This window comes from Anaerococcus sp. AH8042_DFU013_CI05, from assembly GCF_047936775.1.
Lineage (GTDB): Bacteria > Bacillota > Clostridia > Tissierellales > Peptoniphilaceae > Anaerococcus.
The window spans coordinates 982,324-1,000,424 of sequence record NZ_CP175954.1 but is presented as its reverse complement, the minus strand read 5'-3'; the positions used below and the strand labels follow the sequence as shown (position 1 = coordinate 1,000,424).

The 18,101-nt window shown below is 32.8% G+C and carries 18 protein-coding genes and 1 tRNA gene; all 19 read left to right on the top strand.

Going from position 1 to position 18,101, the window contains the following annotated elements; all coding sequences use genetic code 11:
* The first annotated feature begins 2 nt into the window (after nucleotides 1–2).
* The 19 genes from lysS to ACKRLN_RS05130 all read left to right on the top strand — a co-directional run bounded on the left by lysS (nucleotide 3) and on the right by ACKRLN_RS05130 (nucleotide 18,098).
* Complete coding sequence (lysS, locus tag ACKRLN_RS05220; RefSeq protein WP_296141959.1) at nucleotides 3–1,904, top strand: lysine--tRNA ligase; 1,902 nt, start codon at nucleotides 3–5, stop codon at nucleotides 1,902–1,904.
* A gap of 208 nt (nucleotides 1,905–2,112) precedes the next feature.
* A complete protein-coding gene (locus ACKRLN_RS05215; RefSeq protein WP_416334488.1) occupies nucleotides 2,113–3,189 on the top strand; it encodes a siderophore ABC transporter substrate-binding protein in 1,077 nt (358 codons plus the stop codon).
* Between the two features lies 1 nt (nucleotide 3,190).
* Nucleotides 3,191–4,156, top strand: a complete 966-nt coding sequence (locus ACKRLN_RS05210; RefSeq protein ID WP_416334487.1) for an ABC transporter permease — start codon at nucleotides 3,191–3,193, stop codon at nucleotides 4,154–4,156.
* Complete coding sequence (locus tag ACKRLN_RS05205; RefSeq protein WP_296141953.1) at nucleotides 4,153–5,166, top strand: iron chelate uptake ABC transporter family permease subunit; 1,014 nt, start codon at nucleotides 4,153–4,155, stop codon at nucleotides 5,164–5,166. Before ACKRLN_RS05210 ends, ACKRLN_RS05205 begins: the two co-directional genes overlap by 4 nt.
* Nucleotides 5,163–5,918: an ABC transporter ATP-binding protein gene (locus tag ACKRLN_RS05200; protein WP_416334486.1), complete on the top strand. Its 756-nt coding sequence runs from the start codon at nucleotides 5,163–5,165 to the stop codon at nucleotides 5,916–5,918. The genes ACKRLN_RS05205 and ACKRLN_RS05200 overlap by 4 nt, the downstream gene beginning before the upstream one ends.
* Nucleotides 5,919–5,962: 44 nt before the next feature.
* The gene (locus ACKRLN_RS05195; RefSeq protein ID WP_416334485.1) at nucleotides 5,963–6,478 is read left to right on the top strand and encodes a hypothetical protein; all 516 of its coding nucleotides are present in this window, start codon (nucleotides 5,963–5,965) and stop codon (nucleotides 6,476–6,478) included.
* Between the two features lie 84 nt (nucleotides 6,479–6,562).
* Nucleotides 6,563–7,843: a CapA family protein gene (locus tag ACKRLN_RS05190; protein ID WP_416334484.1), complete on the top strand. Its 1,281-nt coding sequence runs from the start codon at nucleotides 6,563–6,565 to the stop codon at nucleotides 7,841–7,843.
* The gene (locus ACKRLN_RS05185; protein ID WP_416334483.1) at nucleotides 7,843–8,409 is read left to right on the top strand and encodes a phosphatase PAP2 family protein; all 567 of its coding nucleotides are present in this window, start codon (nucleotides 7,843–7,845) and stop codon (nucleotides 8,407–8,409) included. The genes ACKRLN_RS05190 and ACKRLN_RS05185 overlap by 1 nt, the downstream gene beginning before the upstream one ends.
* Before the next feature lie 30 nt (nucleotides 8,410–8,439).
* Nucleotides 8,440–8,526, top strand: a tRNA-Leu gene (locus ACKRLN_RS05180).
* 194 nt (nucleotides 8,527–8,720) lie between these two features.
* Nucleotides 8,721–11,363, top strand: a complete 2,643-nt coding sequence (polA, locus tag ACKRLN_RS05175) for a DNA polymerase I (RefSeq protein ID WP_416334482.1) — start codon at nucleotides 8,721–8,723, stop codon at nucleotides 11,361–11,363.
* Nucleotides 11,350–11,943, top strand: coding sequence for a dephospho-CoA kinase (coaE, locus tag ACKRLN_RS05170; protein WP_416334481.1), 594 nt, complete (start codon nucleotides 11,350–11,352; stop codon nucleotides 11,941–11,943). Before polA ends, coaE begins: the two co-directional genes overlap by 14 nt.
* Nucleotides 11,940–12,596, top strand: a complete 657-nt coding sequence (locus tag ACKRLN_RS05165; RefSeq protein ID WP_203126862.1) for a lytic transglycosylase domain-containing protein — start codon at nucleotides 11,940–11,942, stop codon at nucleotides 12,594–12,596. The genes coaE and ACKRLN_RS05165 overlap by 4 nt, the downstream gene beginning before the upstream one ends.
* Before the next feature lie 65 nt (nucleotides 12,597–12,661).
* Nucleotides 12,662–13,999, top strand: a complete 1,338-nt coding sequence (gene rsxC, locus ACKRLN_RS05160) for an electron transport complex subunit RsxC (RefSeq protein ID WP_416334480.1) — start codon at nucleotides 12,662–12,664, stop codon at nucleotides 13,997–13,999.
* Nucleotides 14,000–14,009: 10 nt separating this feature from the next.
* The gene (locus tag ACKRLN_RS05155; protein ID WP_416334479.1) at nucleotides 14,010–14,984 is read left to right on the top strand and encodes an RnfABCDGE type electron transport complex subunit D; all 975 of its coding nucleotides are present in this window, start codon (nucleotides 14,010–14,012) and stop codon (nucleotides 14,982–14,984) included.
* A complete protein-coding gene (locus ACKRLN_RS05150; protein ID WP_416334478.1) occupies nucleotides 14,977–15,516 on the top strand; it encodes an FMN-binding protein in 540 nt (179 codons plus the stop codon). Before ACKRLN_RS05155 ends, ACKRLN_RS05150 begins: the two co-directional genes overlap by 8 nt.
* A gap of 8 nt (nucleotides 15,517–15,524) precedes the next feature.
* On the top strand, nucleotides 15,525–16,205 hold the full coding sequence (gene rsxE / locus ACKRLN_RS05145) for an electron transport complex subunit RsxE (RefSeq protein ID WP_416334477.1): 681 nt from the start codon (nucleotides 15,525–15,527) through the stop codon (nucleotides 16,203–16,205).
* An 8-nt stretch (nucleotides 16,206–16,213) separates the two neighbouring features.
* A complete protein-coding gene (locus ACKRLN_RS05140; protein ID WP_416334476.1) occupies nucleotides 16,214–16,786 on the top strand; it encodes an electron transport complex protein RnfA in 573 nt (190 codons plus the stop codon).
* A 9-nt stretch (nucleotides 16,787–16,795) separates the two neighbouring features.
* Complete coding sequence (locus ACKRLN_RS05135; protein WP_416334475.1) at nucleotides 16,796–17,596, top strand: RnfABCDGE type electron transport complex subunit B; 801 nt, start codon at nucleotides 16,796–16,798, stop codon at nucleotides 17,594–17,596.
* 121 nt (nucleotides 17,597–17,717) lie between these two features.
* Nucleotides 17,718–18,098: a NusG domain II-containing protein gene (locus ACKRLN_RS05130; protein ID WP_203126875.1), complete on the top strand. Its 381-nt coding sequence runs from the start codon at nucleotides 17,718–17,720 to the stop codon at nucleotides 18,096–18,098.
* The last annotated feature ends 3 nt before the right edge of the window (nucleotides 18,099–18,101 follow it).

The following is an 18,101-nucleotide window of genomic DNA, read 5'->3' as shown; positions in this document are numbered from 1 at the left end:
TGATGACTGATAACAACAAAGATTTAAATGAAATGCTTAAGATTAAAAGAGAAAAACTTGAAGAACTTAAGCAAGAAGGCAGAGATCCACACGAAATTGTAAACTTTAAGGACCGCACACCTGCAAATGAAATTAAAGATAATTTTGAAAATTACGATGGCAAGTCTGTAAGAATTGCTGGTCGTATAAGAGCAAAACGTGGTCACGGAAACATGAGCTTTATGGATATCCAAGATGAATCTGGAACAATCCAAATTGTAAATCGTAAAAATGTTATCGGTGATGAATTCAAACAAGTTAAAAAATACGATATTGGTGATATCGTAGGTATAGAGGGAAATGTATTTAAGACCAATCAAGGTGAAATTTCAATTGAAACACAAAATCCTCAATTACTAACAAAATCCTTACAAATATTGCCAGAAAAATGGCACGGACTAAAAGACCCTGACTTAAGATATAGACAAAGATACCTAGACCTTATTGTAAATCCAGAAGTAAAAGAAGTTTTCTACTTAAGAAGCAAAATCATTACTGAAATTAGAAAATTTTTAGACGGTAGAGGATTTATAGAAGTAGAAACTCCAATTCTTAATACAATTGCAGGGGGAGCTACAGCACGTCCATTTATAACCCACCACAACACTTTAGATATCGATATGTATCTAAGAATTGCAAACGAACTTTACCTAAAAAGACTAATTGTCGGTGGATTTGATAAAGTTTATGAAATGGGCAGAATGTTTAGAAACGAAGGAATGGATGCTACTCACAATCCTGAGTACACCGCAATGGAACTTTACCAAGCCTATGCTGATTACGAAGATATGATGGAAATTACCGAACATATGGTAGAAACAGTCGCAACAAATGTTTTGGGAAAAACCACTATCGAATATGATGGCCAAGAAATAGAATTAAAAGCTCCATGGGCTAGAATCCCTATGATTGATGCTATTAAAAATGAAATTGGTATCGACTTTAACGAAATCACATCCTATGAAGATGCAGTTGCAATTGCAAAAGAAAAAGGCGTTGAAGTAAAAGATACACGTGGAGAAATTATCGCAGAATTCTTCGAAGAATTTGTAGAAGATAAGCTAATCCAACCAACATTTATAATTGACTACCCAGTAGAAATCTCACCACTAGCTAAAAGAAAAAATGATGATAAATCATTAACATATAGATTTGAAGCATTTATTAATGGTAAAGAAGTAGCAAATGCCTTCTCAGAATTAAATGATGCTGCAGATCAAAGAGAAAGATTTGAAGCTCAAGTTGCTAAACGTGAAAAAGGTGATGATGAAGCACAAATGATGGATCACGATTTTGTAAATGCTCTAGAAGTAGGACTTCCTCCAACAGGTGGCCTTGGTATAGGTATTGATAGAGTGATAATGCTGCTTACTGGCCAACACTCAATCCGTGATGTCCTATTATTTCCAACTATGAAACCAACTGGCAAAAATGCTGTAGAAAGCAATGAAATAGCACCTACAAAAACAGTTGAAGAAACTAATGAAGTAATAGACTTTACAGGTGTAAAAACAGAAGATTTCTATGATGATATAGACTTTGATACATTTACAAAATCTGACTTTAGAGTTGTAAAAGTAACTGATTGTGAAGAAGTACCAAAATCAAACAAACTTCTTAAATTTACCCTTGATGATGGATCTGACACACCAAGAACAATCTTATCAGGTATCAAAAAACATTACACAGCAGAAGAGTTAATCGGCAAAAACTTAGTAGCCATAGTTAACCTACCACCAAGAGCAATGATGGGTGAGGAATCTCAAGGTATGATTCTATCAGCAGTACATGAGCAAAACGGTGAAGAAAAACTAAATGTCCTAATGGTAAGCAATAATATCCCAGCTGGGGCAAAATTATATTAATAGAAAATGTAGACTTCCTAAATCTCCTAGAGACTTAGGAAGTTTTTTTATTGAAATTAGAGTATTTTTAATAAATTTAATTGACAATCTAAATAGAGAGATTTTGTAACAAAATATATTAGTTCTTAATCTTGACTAGTTTACTAGGGTATGTTATACTTTTGCTAATGATAATCAGTATCATTAATAATATGTTTAAGGAGTATTTATGAAAAATACAAAAATCATGTCAATAGCAATACTTGCACTGGCTTTATCAGCTTGTGAAAATAATGTAGGCACCGAAAATACTAAAGCAGAAAATCCTGCCCCCAAAAGTGAAGTTAGTCAAGAGCTTGAAAAAGACTCGCCAAGTATTGATGAAAATTCAAAAGATACTGAATCAAGCATGGAAAAATCAGATATTATTACTATAACAGATGCCCATGGTGAAGTAGAAGTAGCCCGCAATCCAAAAAAAGTTGTTGCTCTTGATAGCAGAAACTTTGAAGTTTTAGAAGCAATGGGAGTTGATTTAGTAGCTGCACCAAAAGATGTTATGCCAAAGACATCTTCTTATTTAAAAGATGATAGTATAGAAAATATTGGCAACCACAGAGAACCAAATCTAGAGTTACTCGCAGCAACTGATCCAGACCTAGTAATAATTGGACAAAGATTTGCTGATTACTATGAGGATATTAAGGCTATCGTACCAAATGCTTCTGTAATTGATTTAGATACAGATGTCTCAGAAGAAGCAAATTCTCCAGGAAATAATCTTATAGAAGGATTTACAAATTCTACAATGATTTTAGGAGAAATCTTTTCTAAGGAAGATAAGGCAAATGAGCTAATAACAGACCTTGAAGAATCAATTGAAAAAGCAAAAGATGCCTACAAGGGTGGCAGTGTAATGGGAATGGTAGTTTCTGGTGGAGAAATTGGATATTCAGCTCCAAAATATGGAAGAGTTTGGGGTCCGGTTTATGAAATATTAGAACTAGAACCATCTTTAGATGTGAAAAATGATTCTTCAGACCATAAGGGAGATGATATTTCTGTAGAAGCAATTGCAGAATCAAAACCAGATTATCTAATGGTCTTAGACCGTGATGCCGGAGTAGCTAGCGAAGAAAATGCAAAACCTGCTATGGAAGTAATTGAAGGATCAGAAGCCTTAAAAGACCTTGAAGCTATAAAAAACAATAAGATTTATTACGCTCCAAATGATACCTACACCAACGAATCAATCATTACTTATACAAAGATATTTGATGGTTTAGCAGAATTGTTTAGCAAATAAGATGGAAAATACAAAAAGAAAAATATTTACAAAACCCTTTATTTTTGCACTAGGGATAGTAATAGTCCTTGCCATAGCTTCTGTTTTTACAGGAGCTTATGATATTTTTAAAGAGAACAATTCTATTGAAATGGTATTTATAACAAGAATTCCAAGGACCTTAGCCCTAATGCTTTCAGCAGTAGCCATGAGCCTATCGGGCATTGTCATGCAGCTAATATCACAAAATAAATTGGTAGAACCAACCACAACTGGAACTATTGAATGGGCTGGTCTAGGCCTTGTTTTAGTTTATATTTTAATTCCAAAGCCTAGCCTGCTTCAAAGAATGACAGGTGCAATCATAGCTTCATTTATTGGATCTATGGTTTTCTTTTATTTACTTAGAAATATAAAATTAAAATCATCCCTATTTGTGCCAATTGTTGGTATTATGCTAGGAGCAGTTGTTTCTGCAATTTCAACCTTTATTGGCCTAGAATTCAATATGACTCAGGTAATAGAAGTTTGGTTTCAAGGATCATTTGCCCCAGTCCAACGTGGTCGCTACGAATATTTATTTTTTATAATAATAATTACAATAGTTATTTATAGGTATGCTGATAAGCTGACAATTGCAGGGCTTGGAGAGGATATAACAACAAATCTTGGTCTCAATTATAATCAGATTATTTTAAGGGCTAATATTTTAGTTGCATTAGCTTGTGGGATAGTTTCTGCAGTGATTGGCAACATCCCATTTTTAGGTCTAATAGTGCCAAATATTGTCTCCATCTATAGAGGAGACAATCTAAGGGCAAATATTCCTTGGGTTTGTTTGGTATCCATGATGGTGATGCTAGCAGCAGATATTATTTCAAGGACGATTATTGCACCATTTGAAGTACCCGTATCACTTATTTTAGGAAGCGCAGGTTCAATTATATTTATAATTATTTTATTAAATATGAGGAGATTTAAGATATGAAAAGTAAATCTTCTTTTATAAGTAGTTTTAGATCAGAAAAAGAAAAAAAATCATATTTTATAGGTCTGGTAATTTTATCTTTGCTAGCTATTTTAACAACATATGGGCTCCTTGTTTATAAGAACCCAGTCCCAATTGATTCACCATCATTTTTACCAATTATTAAACGCAGGCAAAATGCTATTATTGCCATGGCAATAGCAGCTATCTGCCAATCAGTTGGAAGCATACTTTTTCAAAGTGTAACAAATAATAGGATAATAACTCCATCGATTTTAGGCTTTGAGGCTATATATTCCACAATAAATACAGCAATCATGTATTTTTTAGGAATAACAGGTTTTTTGGTCATAGGAGGTAAGGGTTATTTTATATTTCAAATCCTCCTTATGGTAGGCCTTTGTTTGCTCCTTTTTATGGGGATTTTTACAAAAAGAAATGGAAATATAGAGCTAATGCTTTTAATAGGAGTTATTTTAGGCCAAGGGCTTAGAGCAATATCAGCCTTTATGCGTAGGCTCCTTTCTCCATCAGAATTTGATATTTTGCAAGCAAAACTTTTTGCTTCTGTAAATAATTCTGATACAGAATATTTCCCCCTAGCAATTGGAATAATCTTTTTTGTGACACTGGGAGTATTTTTAAATATGAGAAAGCTAAATGTTTTAAGTCTTGGCAAGGATGTGGCTACAAATTTAGGTCTAAACCACAAAAAAGCAACTTTTCTATCATTGATAGCAGTTGCTATTTTAATTAGTATTTCAACAGCCCTTGTTGGCCCAATGACCTTTTATGGTTTTCTAGTAGCTACATTAACTTATGAACTAGCGAAAACTTATGACCATAAATACCTGATGATTATGGCAATACTACTTGCCTTTGATATATTAGCTGGTTCATATTTTATTATGAATCACATATTCAATGCAAACGGAGTGGTTTCAGTCTTGATTGAATTAATAGGAGGGATTTCATTCCTTATTTTAATATTTAAGGAAGAAAAATTATGATAAGTTTAGAGAATGTAGAAAAAAAATATAGCGATGAAGTTAGTATAGGTCCAGTTAGTCTTGATATAAAAACAAACGGTATAAACTCAATAATCGGCCCAAACGGTGCAGGCAAGTCTACCTTACTTATGATGATTGGTAGACTTTTGCCAAAGGATGCCGGAAAAATAAATGTAGGTGGTCTGGATATTGATAATACAAATCCAAATCAAATGGCAAAGACAATTTCAATTTTAAAACAAGAAAATAATTTTATCAGCAAATTAACCGTAAAGCAACTAGTAAGTTTTGGAAGATTTCCTTATAGCCAAGGCAGACTTACTAATGAAGATGTAAAAATAATTGAAAAATATATAGACTTTTTTGATTTAAGAGCTCTTGAAAATAGGTATTTGGATGAATTATCTGGAGGACAAAGACAAAGGGCCTATGTTGCAATGGTCCTAGCCCAAGAAACAGAATATGTTTTGCTAGATGAGCCGTTAAATAATCTTGATGTGGCAAGATCAGTTTCAATGATGAAACATCTAAGACGTGCTTGTGACACTTTGAAAAAAACTTTTGTTTTGGTAATCCATGACATAAATGTAGCAGCCCAATATTCAGATAGGATATTTGCTATGAAAAATGGAAAATTAGTCCTAGAAGGATCTGTAGACGAGGTAATGGATGGGGCTAAATTAACAAATATTTTTGATACAAGTATAAATATTGTAAATGGTCCCTATGGGAAAATTGCTGTCTATAATTAACTTTAGCAATCCATTGTGGGTATAAATCCATAAAGGAGATAATTATGAACGATAATTTTCAATCAGAATATAAGGACACCGAATCAGTTAGAAAATACGTAAATAGACAAAACATTTATTCACTACTTTTTGCCCTAGGTTTTTTTATAATTATTATATCAATAATTCCATATTTACTAATAACTTCTGAAAAGATAGAAGATAGGATATTACCATCTATTATAGTTTTCTTAATTGGTTTGATAATGGTAATTTCAAGTAATTTTTCCAAAAGAAAATTAAGAGACAAACAAGCCAATAAATATACTGTTGCTGCAAGTGAATTTATAGATTTAGAGACAGAATCGAGAAGGAAAATATTTAGAAAAGACCTTATAATTTCAATTTTATTAATAATTTTAGTTCCGATTATCTATTATTTAATCCACAAAAAAACATCGATGATTGCTACAAATTCAAATAAATATATAAATTCAATATTAATATTAATTATTGCCATAGCAGTATTTATTATTTTATATAGCAAGGGTAAAAAAGACGCATACAATAGCTTACATTAAAATGCACCTAGCAATGGGTGTTTTTTTATTGCTTTATTTTAAGCTTATAGGTTACAATGGATGTAGTATATATTTGGAGGGAATATGAAGTATATAAAAAGAACACTCGCCTTTATTTTTTCAATTTTACTACTTACTGCCTGTGGCCAAGAAGAGGTAAAGGAAGAAAGTAATGAGCCAATAAGAACTACTGACCTTATTGAAAATTTAAATTCAAATGATCTTGCAAAGCAAGATGATAAAGAAGTAGGTAAGGAAGTTGCCGCTGAAAATACTAAAAAATCAGAAGAAGTAGAAGAAAGTAAAGAAGAAAAAATCGAAACCATTACTTTAAAAGTCGGCGGAGACCTTATGGCAAATATGGGACAAACCCAATATGCCTACAACAAGGGTGGAGGTACTTATGATTTCTCTGACTCTTTTATGTATATATCAGATTTTATAAGCGATGCAGATATCGCAATTGCTAACTATGAGACAACGACAGATCCAAATGTTCCATATGCGGGTCATCCAAGATTTAATGCGCCAGCAGAATATTTGAATGCTATAAAAGAATCTGGATTTGATATTGTAACAACTGCTAACAATCACTCGCTAGACAATGATATTGAGGGAGTCAATACCACAATTGAAGCTATCCAAGATGCAGGACTAGACCATGTTGGTACACGTGCTGAGGATGATGATACTAGATTTATTATAAAAGAAGTAGGTAATATTAAACTTGCATTTTTATCCTACACCTTTGGTTGTAACGGGAAAGAAGATTTATTCCAAGTACGTGAGGAAGTTCCAGAAGTAAACTATTTACATGAAGATCAAATCAAGGATGACATCAAAAAAGCAAAAGCAAAGGGTGCTGATTTTGTTGTGGTATATCCTCATTGGGGCATAGAATTGCGTTCAAATGCAGATTCTAGCCAAATAGAATTAGGACGTAAGATGATTGAATGGGGAGCAGATCTTGTAATAGGAAATCATCCACATGTAGTAGAGCCTTATGAAGAATATGAAACTGAGGATGGGAGAAAAGGATTTATAGCTTATGCTTGCGGCAATTTCATTAGCATCCAAAATTTAGAAACGGTAAATGATATCAGAACAGAACAATCAGTTGCTTATAGTTTTAAGTTATCCAAAAATTTAGCTAACGGCACAACATCAATAGATGAAATCGAAGCATATCCACTCTGGGTTGGCATGACTTATAATGAATATGGCCGCAGTGTAAGAACTTACTTATGTGAAGATTTCCTAGAAGGTGGCAAATATTATGATGAAGTTGACGAGTCCCAAAGAGATAGGATACAAAAAGCCTATGATGCAACCATGGCGACTATTAACAGTGAGGTAGATTATTAATGCGGCCTTGGACTAGTTTTGAAATAGGAATTCTAGATGCGATTCATAAATTATCGACACCAGGCCTGGATAAGTTTATGGTAACTATAACAAATCTTGGAAATCTGTCTATAATTTGGATTGCATTTATTATAATTTTTATGTCAACAAAAGAGTACAAGTCTATGGCTAAGGTCATGGTAATAGGATTTATGCTAAATATAATTATAGTTAATCTTTTGCTAAAAAATATTTTTGCAAGAGTCAGACCCTTTGATTATGTTAATAATATTGAATTACTAGTACCTAAATTAAAAGATGGATCTTTTCCATCAGGGCACACATCATATGCCTTTACATTTTTTGCGATTATATTTTTTATGAGTAAATCAAAAATGATAAAAATATTCACTGGTATACTTGCCTTGCTCATAGCTTTAAGTAGACTATATTTATACGTTCACTTTCCAACAGATGTAATAGCAGGAGCTGTAATAGGATTTGCTATAGGGATCCTATCAATGAAAATCTATTTTGACAAAAACATAAGAAAAAAACTAGCCAATTGCAATTTGCAAAGAAAGTAAAAAGTGTTATAATTAATAGGTAACCATTGAGCCGGTGTGTTGGAATTGGCAGACGAGACAGACTCAAACTCTGTTGTCCACCAGGGCGTGTGGGTTCGAGTCCCACCACCGGCACCAATAAAGCCTATACGGTTAAAATAGGACCAAGAGTCTATAAAAATAATATATAAAAACCTCGTAGTCAATTAGATTACGAGGTTTTTTTATATGATTTCTTAAAAGACTTTACAAACCTATAAAATCATAAGCTATTTTAATCAAATCTTTAAAATATCCACATTTTACGTTATACTATAACTAAGGAGTGACAAATGAGTAAAACACTTATGCTAATTGATGGTTCTAGTTTGATTTTTAGGGCGTTTTTTGCTCTTCCAAACCTTACAAACAACGATGGGGTTATGACCAACGGTGTGTATGGTTTTTTAACTATGTACCAAAATGCTTTTGATAAATATAATCCAGATTCTGTACTTGTTGCCTTTGATAGGTCTAGCAAAACTTTCCGACATGAGGAGTTTAAAGATTATAAGGCAACTCGTGATAAGATGCCAAGCGAGCTTTCTTATCAGTTTGGAATTTTAAAAGATATACTTGATTCTATGAAAGTAGCCTATACTGACCTTGATGGTTTTGAAGCTGATGATATAGTTGGAACCTATGCTGATATGGGCCAAGATGCAGGTTATGAAGTTGTAATCATAACTGGAGACCGTGATTATTTACAGTTAGTTGATGAGCATATTACAGTTTATCTTACTAAAAAAGGCATTTCTGATATGGTTGAGTATAACTTATCAACTATAAAAGAAGAATATGGTTTGACACCCCAACAATTAATAGATGTTAAAGGTCTTCAAGGAGATAAATCTGATAACATTCCTGGTGTAGATGGAATTGGTCCCAAAAAAGCAGTGGGCTATATTCAAAAATACGGGTCCATTGAGGGATTATACGAACATATTGATGAAATTTCTGGTAAAAAAACCAAGCAAACTTTAATAGATAGCGAATCTATAGCCTACATGAGCAAAAAAATTGGAACAATAGTAAAAAATGCTCCAGTTGAAATAGCTTTATCTGACTTGCAATTAACCGATCCAGATTATCCAACTCTTAAAGAAAAGTTTTCAAAATATAATTTTAATAAGTTTTTAGAAAAAATAGAAGGTCATGTAGACCTAGCAGATACTGATAGAGAATTTGAGTTTACCGAAACTGATGATTATACTGATTTAATTGATGATATCAAAAAGAATAAAGAATTTGCTTTCAAATCATTGTATAATGGGGAAAATTACATCCATTCTGTGATTTATAAACTAGCTATAAAAACAGCCAATAGCAAAGCTTATATTATAAAAGCTGATGAGAATTTTATAACAAACTTTAAAGAAATTTTCGCAGACAAGACTATAATCAAAAATTCATTTGATATAAAAGAAGATGTAGTTTTATTGGATAAATTAGGAATTGATTTGGCGCTACCTTATAATGATGCTATGCTCATGCATTACCTAATTGACCCATCTAGGTCATCTTATGATGTAAAAACTTTAAGCCAAACTTATTCGGATTTTGAAGTGATAAATGAAGTGGATTTAATTGGCAAGGGTGCAAAAACTAAAAAATATGAAGACATTGACCAAGATGAGCTAAACTCATACATGGCATCAGTCCTTTATACAATAGAAAATTCAAAAGAAAAACTAGAAGAAGAATTAAAATCATATAAAATGTATGACCTTTACCAAGATATTGAAATCAAGCTTTCCAAAGTTTTAGCTAGCATGGAAATAGCTGGTTTTGTAACCGATATTAATGTTTTAGAAAAGCTGAAAGCTGAAATCGATGAGGTTTTAAAAGGACTTACAAGTGAAATTTATGAACTGGCTGGTTCTGAATTTAATATCAACTCTACAAAACAATTAGGAGAGGTTTTATTTAAAGATTTGGAATTGCCTGTTATTAAGAAAACTAAAACTGGATTTTCAACTGACGCTTCGGTTTTAGAAAAATTACGCGATGAACATCAAATAATCCCTAAAATTGAGCAATATAGGGAAATGTACAAATTGCGTTCAACTTACATCGAAGGTCTTGAAAGTGCAATCGATGAAGATGGAAGAATCAGATCGACTTTTAGACAAAGTATTGCATCTACTGGTAGACTCTCATCTACAGAGCCAAATTTACAAAACCTACCAATAAGAACAGAAGAAGGCAGAAAAATCAGAAAAGCATTTAAAGCAAGTCCCGGAAAAGTTTTGATAGATGCCGATTATTCTCAAATTGAGTTAAGAATCTTAGCTTCACTTTCAGAAGATGAAAATATGATAGATGCTTTCATAAATGGGGTTGATATTCATACAAAAACAGCATCAGAAGTTTTTAATAGACCGCTTGATGAAGTGACTAAAGTTGAAAGATACAATGCAAAGGCAGTAAATTTTGGTATAATTTATGGAATAAGTGATTATGGTTTGTCACAAAACTTAAACATTCCAAGACCTGTGGCAAAAGACTATATAGAAGGATTTTTTGAAGGATATCCAAATGTAAAAAAATATATGGATAATATAATCAAGCAAGCACGCGAAGATGGATTTACAGATACCTTATTTAACCGCAGAAGATATATACCAGAGATCACTTCAAAAAACTTTAATGTAAGAAGCTTTGGAGAAAGGGTTGCCCTAAATACTCCAATTCAAGGTACTGCAGCAGATATTATCAAAATTGCTATGATAAAGACAGACGAAAATCTAAAAAAAGCAAATCTTGATGCTCAAATCATCCTTCAGATTCACGATGAAATTATTCTTGAATCGTCTATTGAAGATAAAGAGAAGGCTATGGAAATTTTAAGAGAATCAATGGAATCAGCAGCAAATCTTAAAGTACCTTTATTAGTTGAAATAGACACTGGAGAAAGTATGTATGAGTCCAAATAAAATTGTGATCACTGGGACAATTGCATCTGGGAAGTCAACCTTGTGCAAGCTTTTAGAACAAATGAATTTTAAAGTTATATCTGCTGATGAGGTCAACAGAAACTTGCTAATTCCGGGAGCGAAAAATTTCGAAGCAATAAGAGCTTCAGATGAATTTGATGAAGCATTCAATAATGATAACTTAGATAAAAAAAAGCTAGCACAGATAATTTTTTCTGATAGAGAAAAGTTAAAAAAATTAAATCAACTAACTCACAGAAATATATTAAATGAGATTGAAAGACAAATAGAACTCCTAGATGAAAAAGTAGTTTTTATAGAAATTCCGCTTTTTTTTCAAATGGATGAAAGATTTGATGCAGATGAAGTCTGGTTAGTAGTTGCTGATTATCAAATTCAACTTGAAAGATTGATGCAAAGAGATAAAATCAGCCTTGAATATGCTAAATCAAAATTAGAAAGTCAAGAGCAATTACTAACCATGAAGGAAAATAGTGATGTAGTTTTTGATAATAGCACAAGTGTGGAGCATCTTACAAAAGAGCTCAAAAAAACCTTAAAGCAAAAGGATTTACTATGAAAGTATTAAAATTTATAGGAAAATTAATAGGATATATACTGCTAACAATACTATTAGCAATAGCTCTATCCTACGGAATAATAGCCTACCAAACTTCTCGTACACGAATTAACTATCAGGATCAAATCACAGAAATCTCAGATGAGGCTAATGTAGATCCTTTACTTACTGCAGCTATTGTAAAAGTAGAATCAGACTTTGACAATGATGCCCACAGTCATCAAGGTGCCCAAGGACTCATGCAACTTTTAGATGATACAGCAAGACACTCTGCAGAAGTAATTGATATGGACTATTATCCTGAAAAATTAAACGACATTGACTACAATCTAAAACTAGGCGTAGGATATTATGATTATCTAATGAAATATTACAATAATCGTAAGCTAGCTCTTGCAGCCTACAATGGGGGAGTAGGAAACGTTGATAAATGGATAAAAGAAGGAGTTTTGGATAAGGAAAATCCAGACATTTCAAAGATACCATTTGAAGAAACTAGACAATATGTCACAAAGGTAGAATCCACCTATGATGTTTATAAAACATTTTATAAGGATGGATTACCAACAAATTCTGAACTGTCAGATATTGGACAATTAAGCTATAATAATTTTATGACATTCATCAGCGAACTTTTATATAATATTGCATAATTGTTGATGAATGTCACAAATTCATTTATAATAGAAAAGAACAAAAAAATATTAAGGAGATGCATATGGCAGGAAATGCTTTGACATTTAAGAAAGGTGTGCACATTGATGAGTTTAAAGAACTCTCTGAAAACAGTGAACTTTACACCTTACCTACACCAAACGAGCTAGTGATTCCGCTTACTCAGCATATTGGTGCACCAAGTAAATGTCTTGTTAATAAAAAAGACGAAGTACATATTGGAGATTTAATCGGGCAAGCTGTTGGTAATTTCTCAGCAAACATCCATTCATCTGTAAATGGAGTTGTAAAAGACATAATCGATATACAAACAGCATCCGGTAAAAACGCTCAAGCAGTTGTGATAGATACAGAAGGCTACGATCAAGAAAAAGAGTACATACTTAACGAAAACGTTCGCTTAAATAAAGAAGAGATTGTAGAAAAAATTAAAGAAGCTGGAATTGTTGGTATGGGAGGAGCAGCTTTCCCAACTCATATTAAATATACACCGGCAAAAGAAGTCGATACAGTAATTGTAAATGGTGCTGAATGTGAACCATACGTTACTTGCGATGACTATATTCTAAAAAATAAACCGGAAAATATCGTAAAAGGCCTTGAGATATTAGTAGTAGCATCTGGTGCAAAACAAGGAATTATTGCAATTGAAGATAATAAACCAAAAGCCTTTGACGCAGTTTCAGCATTCTTAAATGAATACTCAAATAATGCTACAAATCTGCCAGATTTAAAAGTTGTAAAACTTGCTACAAAATATCCACAAGGGGATGAAAAGAGACTTATAGACGCTACTCTAAATAGAACTGTACCATCAGGTGGTTTACCAATGGATGCAGGTGTTATAGTTTCTAATGTTTCTACTGTAAATGCTGTTTATGAAGCAATCTACTATGACAAACCACTTTATGAAAGAGTAATGACAGTTACAGGTCATAATGTTAAAAATCCTCAAAATGTTCTAGTAAAAGTAGGTACATCTTTTAACTATGCAATAGATGCAGTTGGAGGATTAAATGGTGAAATTGGAAAACTAATTAGTGGTGGTCCAATGATGGGTATTGCCCAACCAAATTCAGGAAATCCAGTAGAAAAAGCAACAAACTGTATTTTAGTACAAACAAAAGAAGAAGCAATCCCAGCAGACATCGAACCATGTATCAGATGTTCTCGTTGCGTAAATGTTTGTCCAGTAAGTCTTCTTCCACTTTATATTCACAAATTTGCTTTAAATGAAAAATTTGAAAAGGCTGAAGATTATAGAATTATGGATTGTATAGAATGTGGATCTTGTTCTTATATTTGCCCATCTAAGAGACCTCTTGTTGAAGCAATTAGATTTGGTAAACGTCAAATAAGACAAGCAGGAAAGGGTAAGTAGGAGTAGATAAATGGAAAATAGAGAAAAATTATTAGTTACATCTTCTCCTCATGTGAGAAGTAAAAATACTATTCAAAGCGAGATGAGAGATGTAATTATCGCTTTAGTACCAGCAGGTATAGCTGCAGTATATTATTTTGGATACAGAGCCTTAATTTTAATATTAGCATCAGTATTAACATGTGTATTATCAGAGTATTTATTTAATAAGGCAACAAAAAGAAAACAAACAGTGAAAGATTTATCAGCAGTTGTAACAGGTATATTACTCGCTTACAATGTGCCATTTACACTACCTGTTTGGCAAATAGTTATAGGTGCGATTTTTGCAATTGTAGTTGCAAAAATGGCCTTTGGTGGAATTGGTCAAAATATTGTAAACCCAGCCTTAGCTGCAAGAGCATTTTTACTTGCTTCTTGGTCTGAGTCAATGTCAACATTTGTGCCACCACAAAGAGTAGCAACTTTAAAATCAGTTAGTACTATCTCGGCTCTTTCTGCTGCAACACCACTTTCAGAACCACAATCTTATTCTGTAATGGATTTATTTTTAGGAAATATTCCTGGATCTTTAGGTGAAGTTTCAGCCCTAGCCCTACTTTTAGGATGTGCTTACCTATTAATTAGAAGAGTTATTAATATCAAAATGCCACTTATTTACATAGCGACAGTTACAATTCTTTCAGGATTATTTACAGGTTTTGATAATATACTAAAAGATGTTTTATCAGGTGGTTTACTTCTTGGTGCAATATTTATGCTTACAGACTACACAACTAGCCCAGTAACTCCAAAGGGTCAAATTGTCTATGCAGTATTAGCAGGAATATTGACAGCAGTTATTAGAGCCTTTGGTGGTTATCCAGAAGGGGTAAGTTATTCTATCTTACTTGCAAACCTTGTAGTACCAATTATAGAAAAATATACAAGACCAAAAGTATTTGGGGTAGATTATAGCAAGAAAAAAGGAGTAGCAAATGAATAATTTTAAATTAGGTTTAAGATTATTTGTTATAACAGCAGTAGTAGCATTAGCTCTTGCATTTACAAATAGTCTGACAGCTCCAGTAGTTGCAGAAAATCAAGCACAAGAATTAAAAGAATCTCTATCTGTAGTTTATCCTGCAGATTCTTATGAAGAATTAGAAGTGGATAAACCAGAAACAATAGAAAATGTTTATAAAGCCGTTACAGCTGATGGAGAGGGATATGTATTCCAAATCAATTCTCCTGGTGGTTATGGTGGGGACATCGAATACCTAATTGGTGTCGATCCAGACCATAACATAACAGGATTTGCTCCATTAGTTCACTCAGAGTCACCAGGATTTGGTGCTGAAATGGAACAAGATTTCTTTAAAGAGGGAATGGTTGGAGTAAATATGGATAATGAAGTTGGCTATTCAGAAGCTGGTGGCGAGAATGAAATCGTAGGTATTTCTGGAGCAACATATTCAACTCAAACTATTGTAAATGGTATAAATGATGCTAGAGAAGTACTAGCTAGTCTAGAGTAGGAGTTATTATGGAACAACAAATAGACAGACCTCTTGTAGACGAAAATACAAAGGTAGATAGTAAAAGAAAACAAAAAGTAAGTCTTGGTAAGGTATTTTCCGATGGTATATTTAAAAATAATCCAGTCTTTGTACAATTAGTAGGAATGTGCTCAGTCCTAGGGGTTTCATCAACTATGCAAAATGCTATTGGTATGGGATTATCAGTTATATTTGTAACAGTGATGAGTAACCTAGTAGTATCCTTACTTAGAAATTTTATAAAAGATGAAATTAGAATCCCAGCTTTTATCGTAATTATTGCAGGATTTGTAACTATAGTTCAGTTAGTACTTAGGGCGTATGTACCTTCTTTATATAAATCTTTAGGTATATTTATCCCGCTAATTGTAGTAAACTGTGTAATCCTTGCTCGTGCAGAAGGATTTGCTTCAAAAAATGGTCCTATCGCATCTATTGTGGATGGACTTAGTCAAGGACTTGGTTATACTCTTGCTATCTCAGTTTTAGCTTTTGTAAGAGAATTATTAGGAGCAGGAACAGTATTTGGAAAAACTATTATTCCAGCAGAATACACAATTGGATTCTTACAACAACCAGCATCATCATTTATAGTTTTAGGTTTATTATTTGCAGCATATGCAGCTTATACTAACAAAAAAGAACGTAAAGCTGCTTTAGCTAAATAGGAGAGCATATGACAGATTTAATATCAATAATAATTGGTGCAATATTTGTATCAAACTATGTATTAGGACAATTCTTAGGAATTTGCCCTACTTTAGGGGTAACCAGTAAAGTTGAAACAGCTCGTGGTATGAGTTTCGCAGTTATATTTGTAATTACTTTATCATCAATAGTAACCTGGTTTATTCAATACTACTTACTTGAGCCATTACATATAGAATATTTACAAACAGTTGTATTTATCTTAGTAATTGCATCTTTAGTACAATCAGTAGAGACTGTAATGAAGAAAAATATGCCTAGCTTATATGGAGCTTTGGGTGTGTTCTTACCACTAATTACAACTAACTGTGTAGTACTAGGTGTAGCTATAAAAACAATTACAAACCAATATGATTTGCTTCAAACTATTGTTTATGCCCTAGCAGCATCATTAGGATTTATGCTAGCTATGATGATCCTATCATACATAAGAGAAAGAATTGCAGAAAATGATACTCCAGAAGCCTTTAAAGGTGCGCCAATGAGTCTAATCACACTTGGACTAATGTCAATTGCATTTATGGGCTTTCAAGGTTTATAGGAGTAATTTATGAATAGTATTTTATTACCAGTTTTAGTTCTAGGAGCATTAGGATTTTTATTTGCTGTAGCTCTAGGACTTATAAGTACAAAATTTAAAGTAGAAACATCTGTAACAGAAGAAGCGGTCAGAAATGCACTTCCAGGTGCAAACTGTGGTGCTTGTGGCTATCCAGGTTGTGATGGTTGTGCAGCAGCAATTGCAAAAGGAGAAGCACCTGTAAGTGCTTGTGTAATTGGTGGACCAACTACAACAGAAGCAGTTGCAAAAGCTATGGGAGTTGAAGCAGTTGCAAATGATGATAGACAAGTAGCAGTTGTAAAATGTAATGGAGATTGCGAAAGTGCAAAAGATTTATTTGAGTACTCTGGTCTTGATGATTGTAGAGCTCAAATAGCACTTTTTGGTGGTAAGAAGGAATGTAACTACGGATGTATAGGCTGTGGTACTTGTGAAAAAACTTGTCCTTTTGATGCAATTCACGTACATAATGGTGTAGCAAAAGTTGATCGTGATAAATGTGTAGCTTGTGGTAAATGTGTTGAGGCTTGTCCAAAAGACATTATCACACTAGTACCATATGCACAAAAGGCAGTTGTTTTATGTTCAAATCAAGAAAAAGGTAAAGATGCACGTAAAAAATGTGATAAAGCATGTATAGCATGTACACTTTGTGCAAAAACTTATCCAGAAGGATTTGAAATGAAGAAAAACTTATCAGTTGAAAATATTAATCCTGATCTTGATGTTGAATTATTACAACAAGCAGCTGATAAATGTCCAAATAAATGTATAGAAGTTTTTAATTAAAGAAATTTTTAATTGATAAATGATAAACCGGTAAAGCCGGTTTATTTTTTTGCCATCCACAATTTGGCCTAAATTGACAATAAAAACTATAAAATGTAAACTCATATAATGAGGTATTTTTATGAAAATTAAAAAAGGTGACATTATAATTTCACTGGGACTTTTAGTATTAAGCATGCTAATGGCCTTTGGAATATCAAATATGAATACAAAATCTGGAGGGCAGATTTTAAGAATTGAAAAGGATTCTAAATTATATGGAGAATTTCCTCTAAACGTGGATAGAGAAATAGTTATAGATGATGATGCTCACTATAATAAAGTAATTATTAAAGATGGAAAAGCTTATATGCAAGAGGCAAATTGTAGAGACCAAATTTGTACACATATGCAAGAAATTAGCATCAATGGAGAAACAATAATATGTCTTCCAAATAGAGTTTTTCTAGAAGTAATAGACACTTCAAATCAAGACGATGGGATAGATAAGGTGAATAGGTAAGCT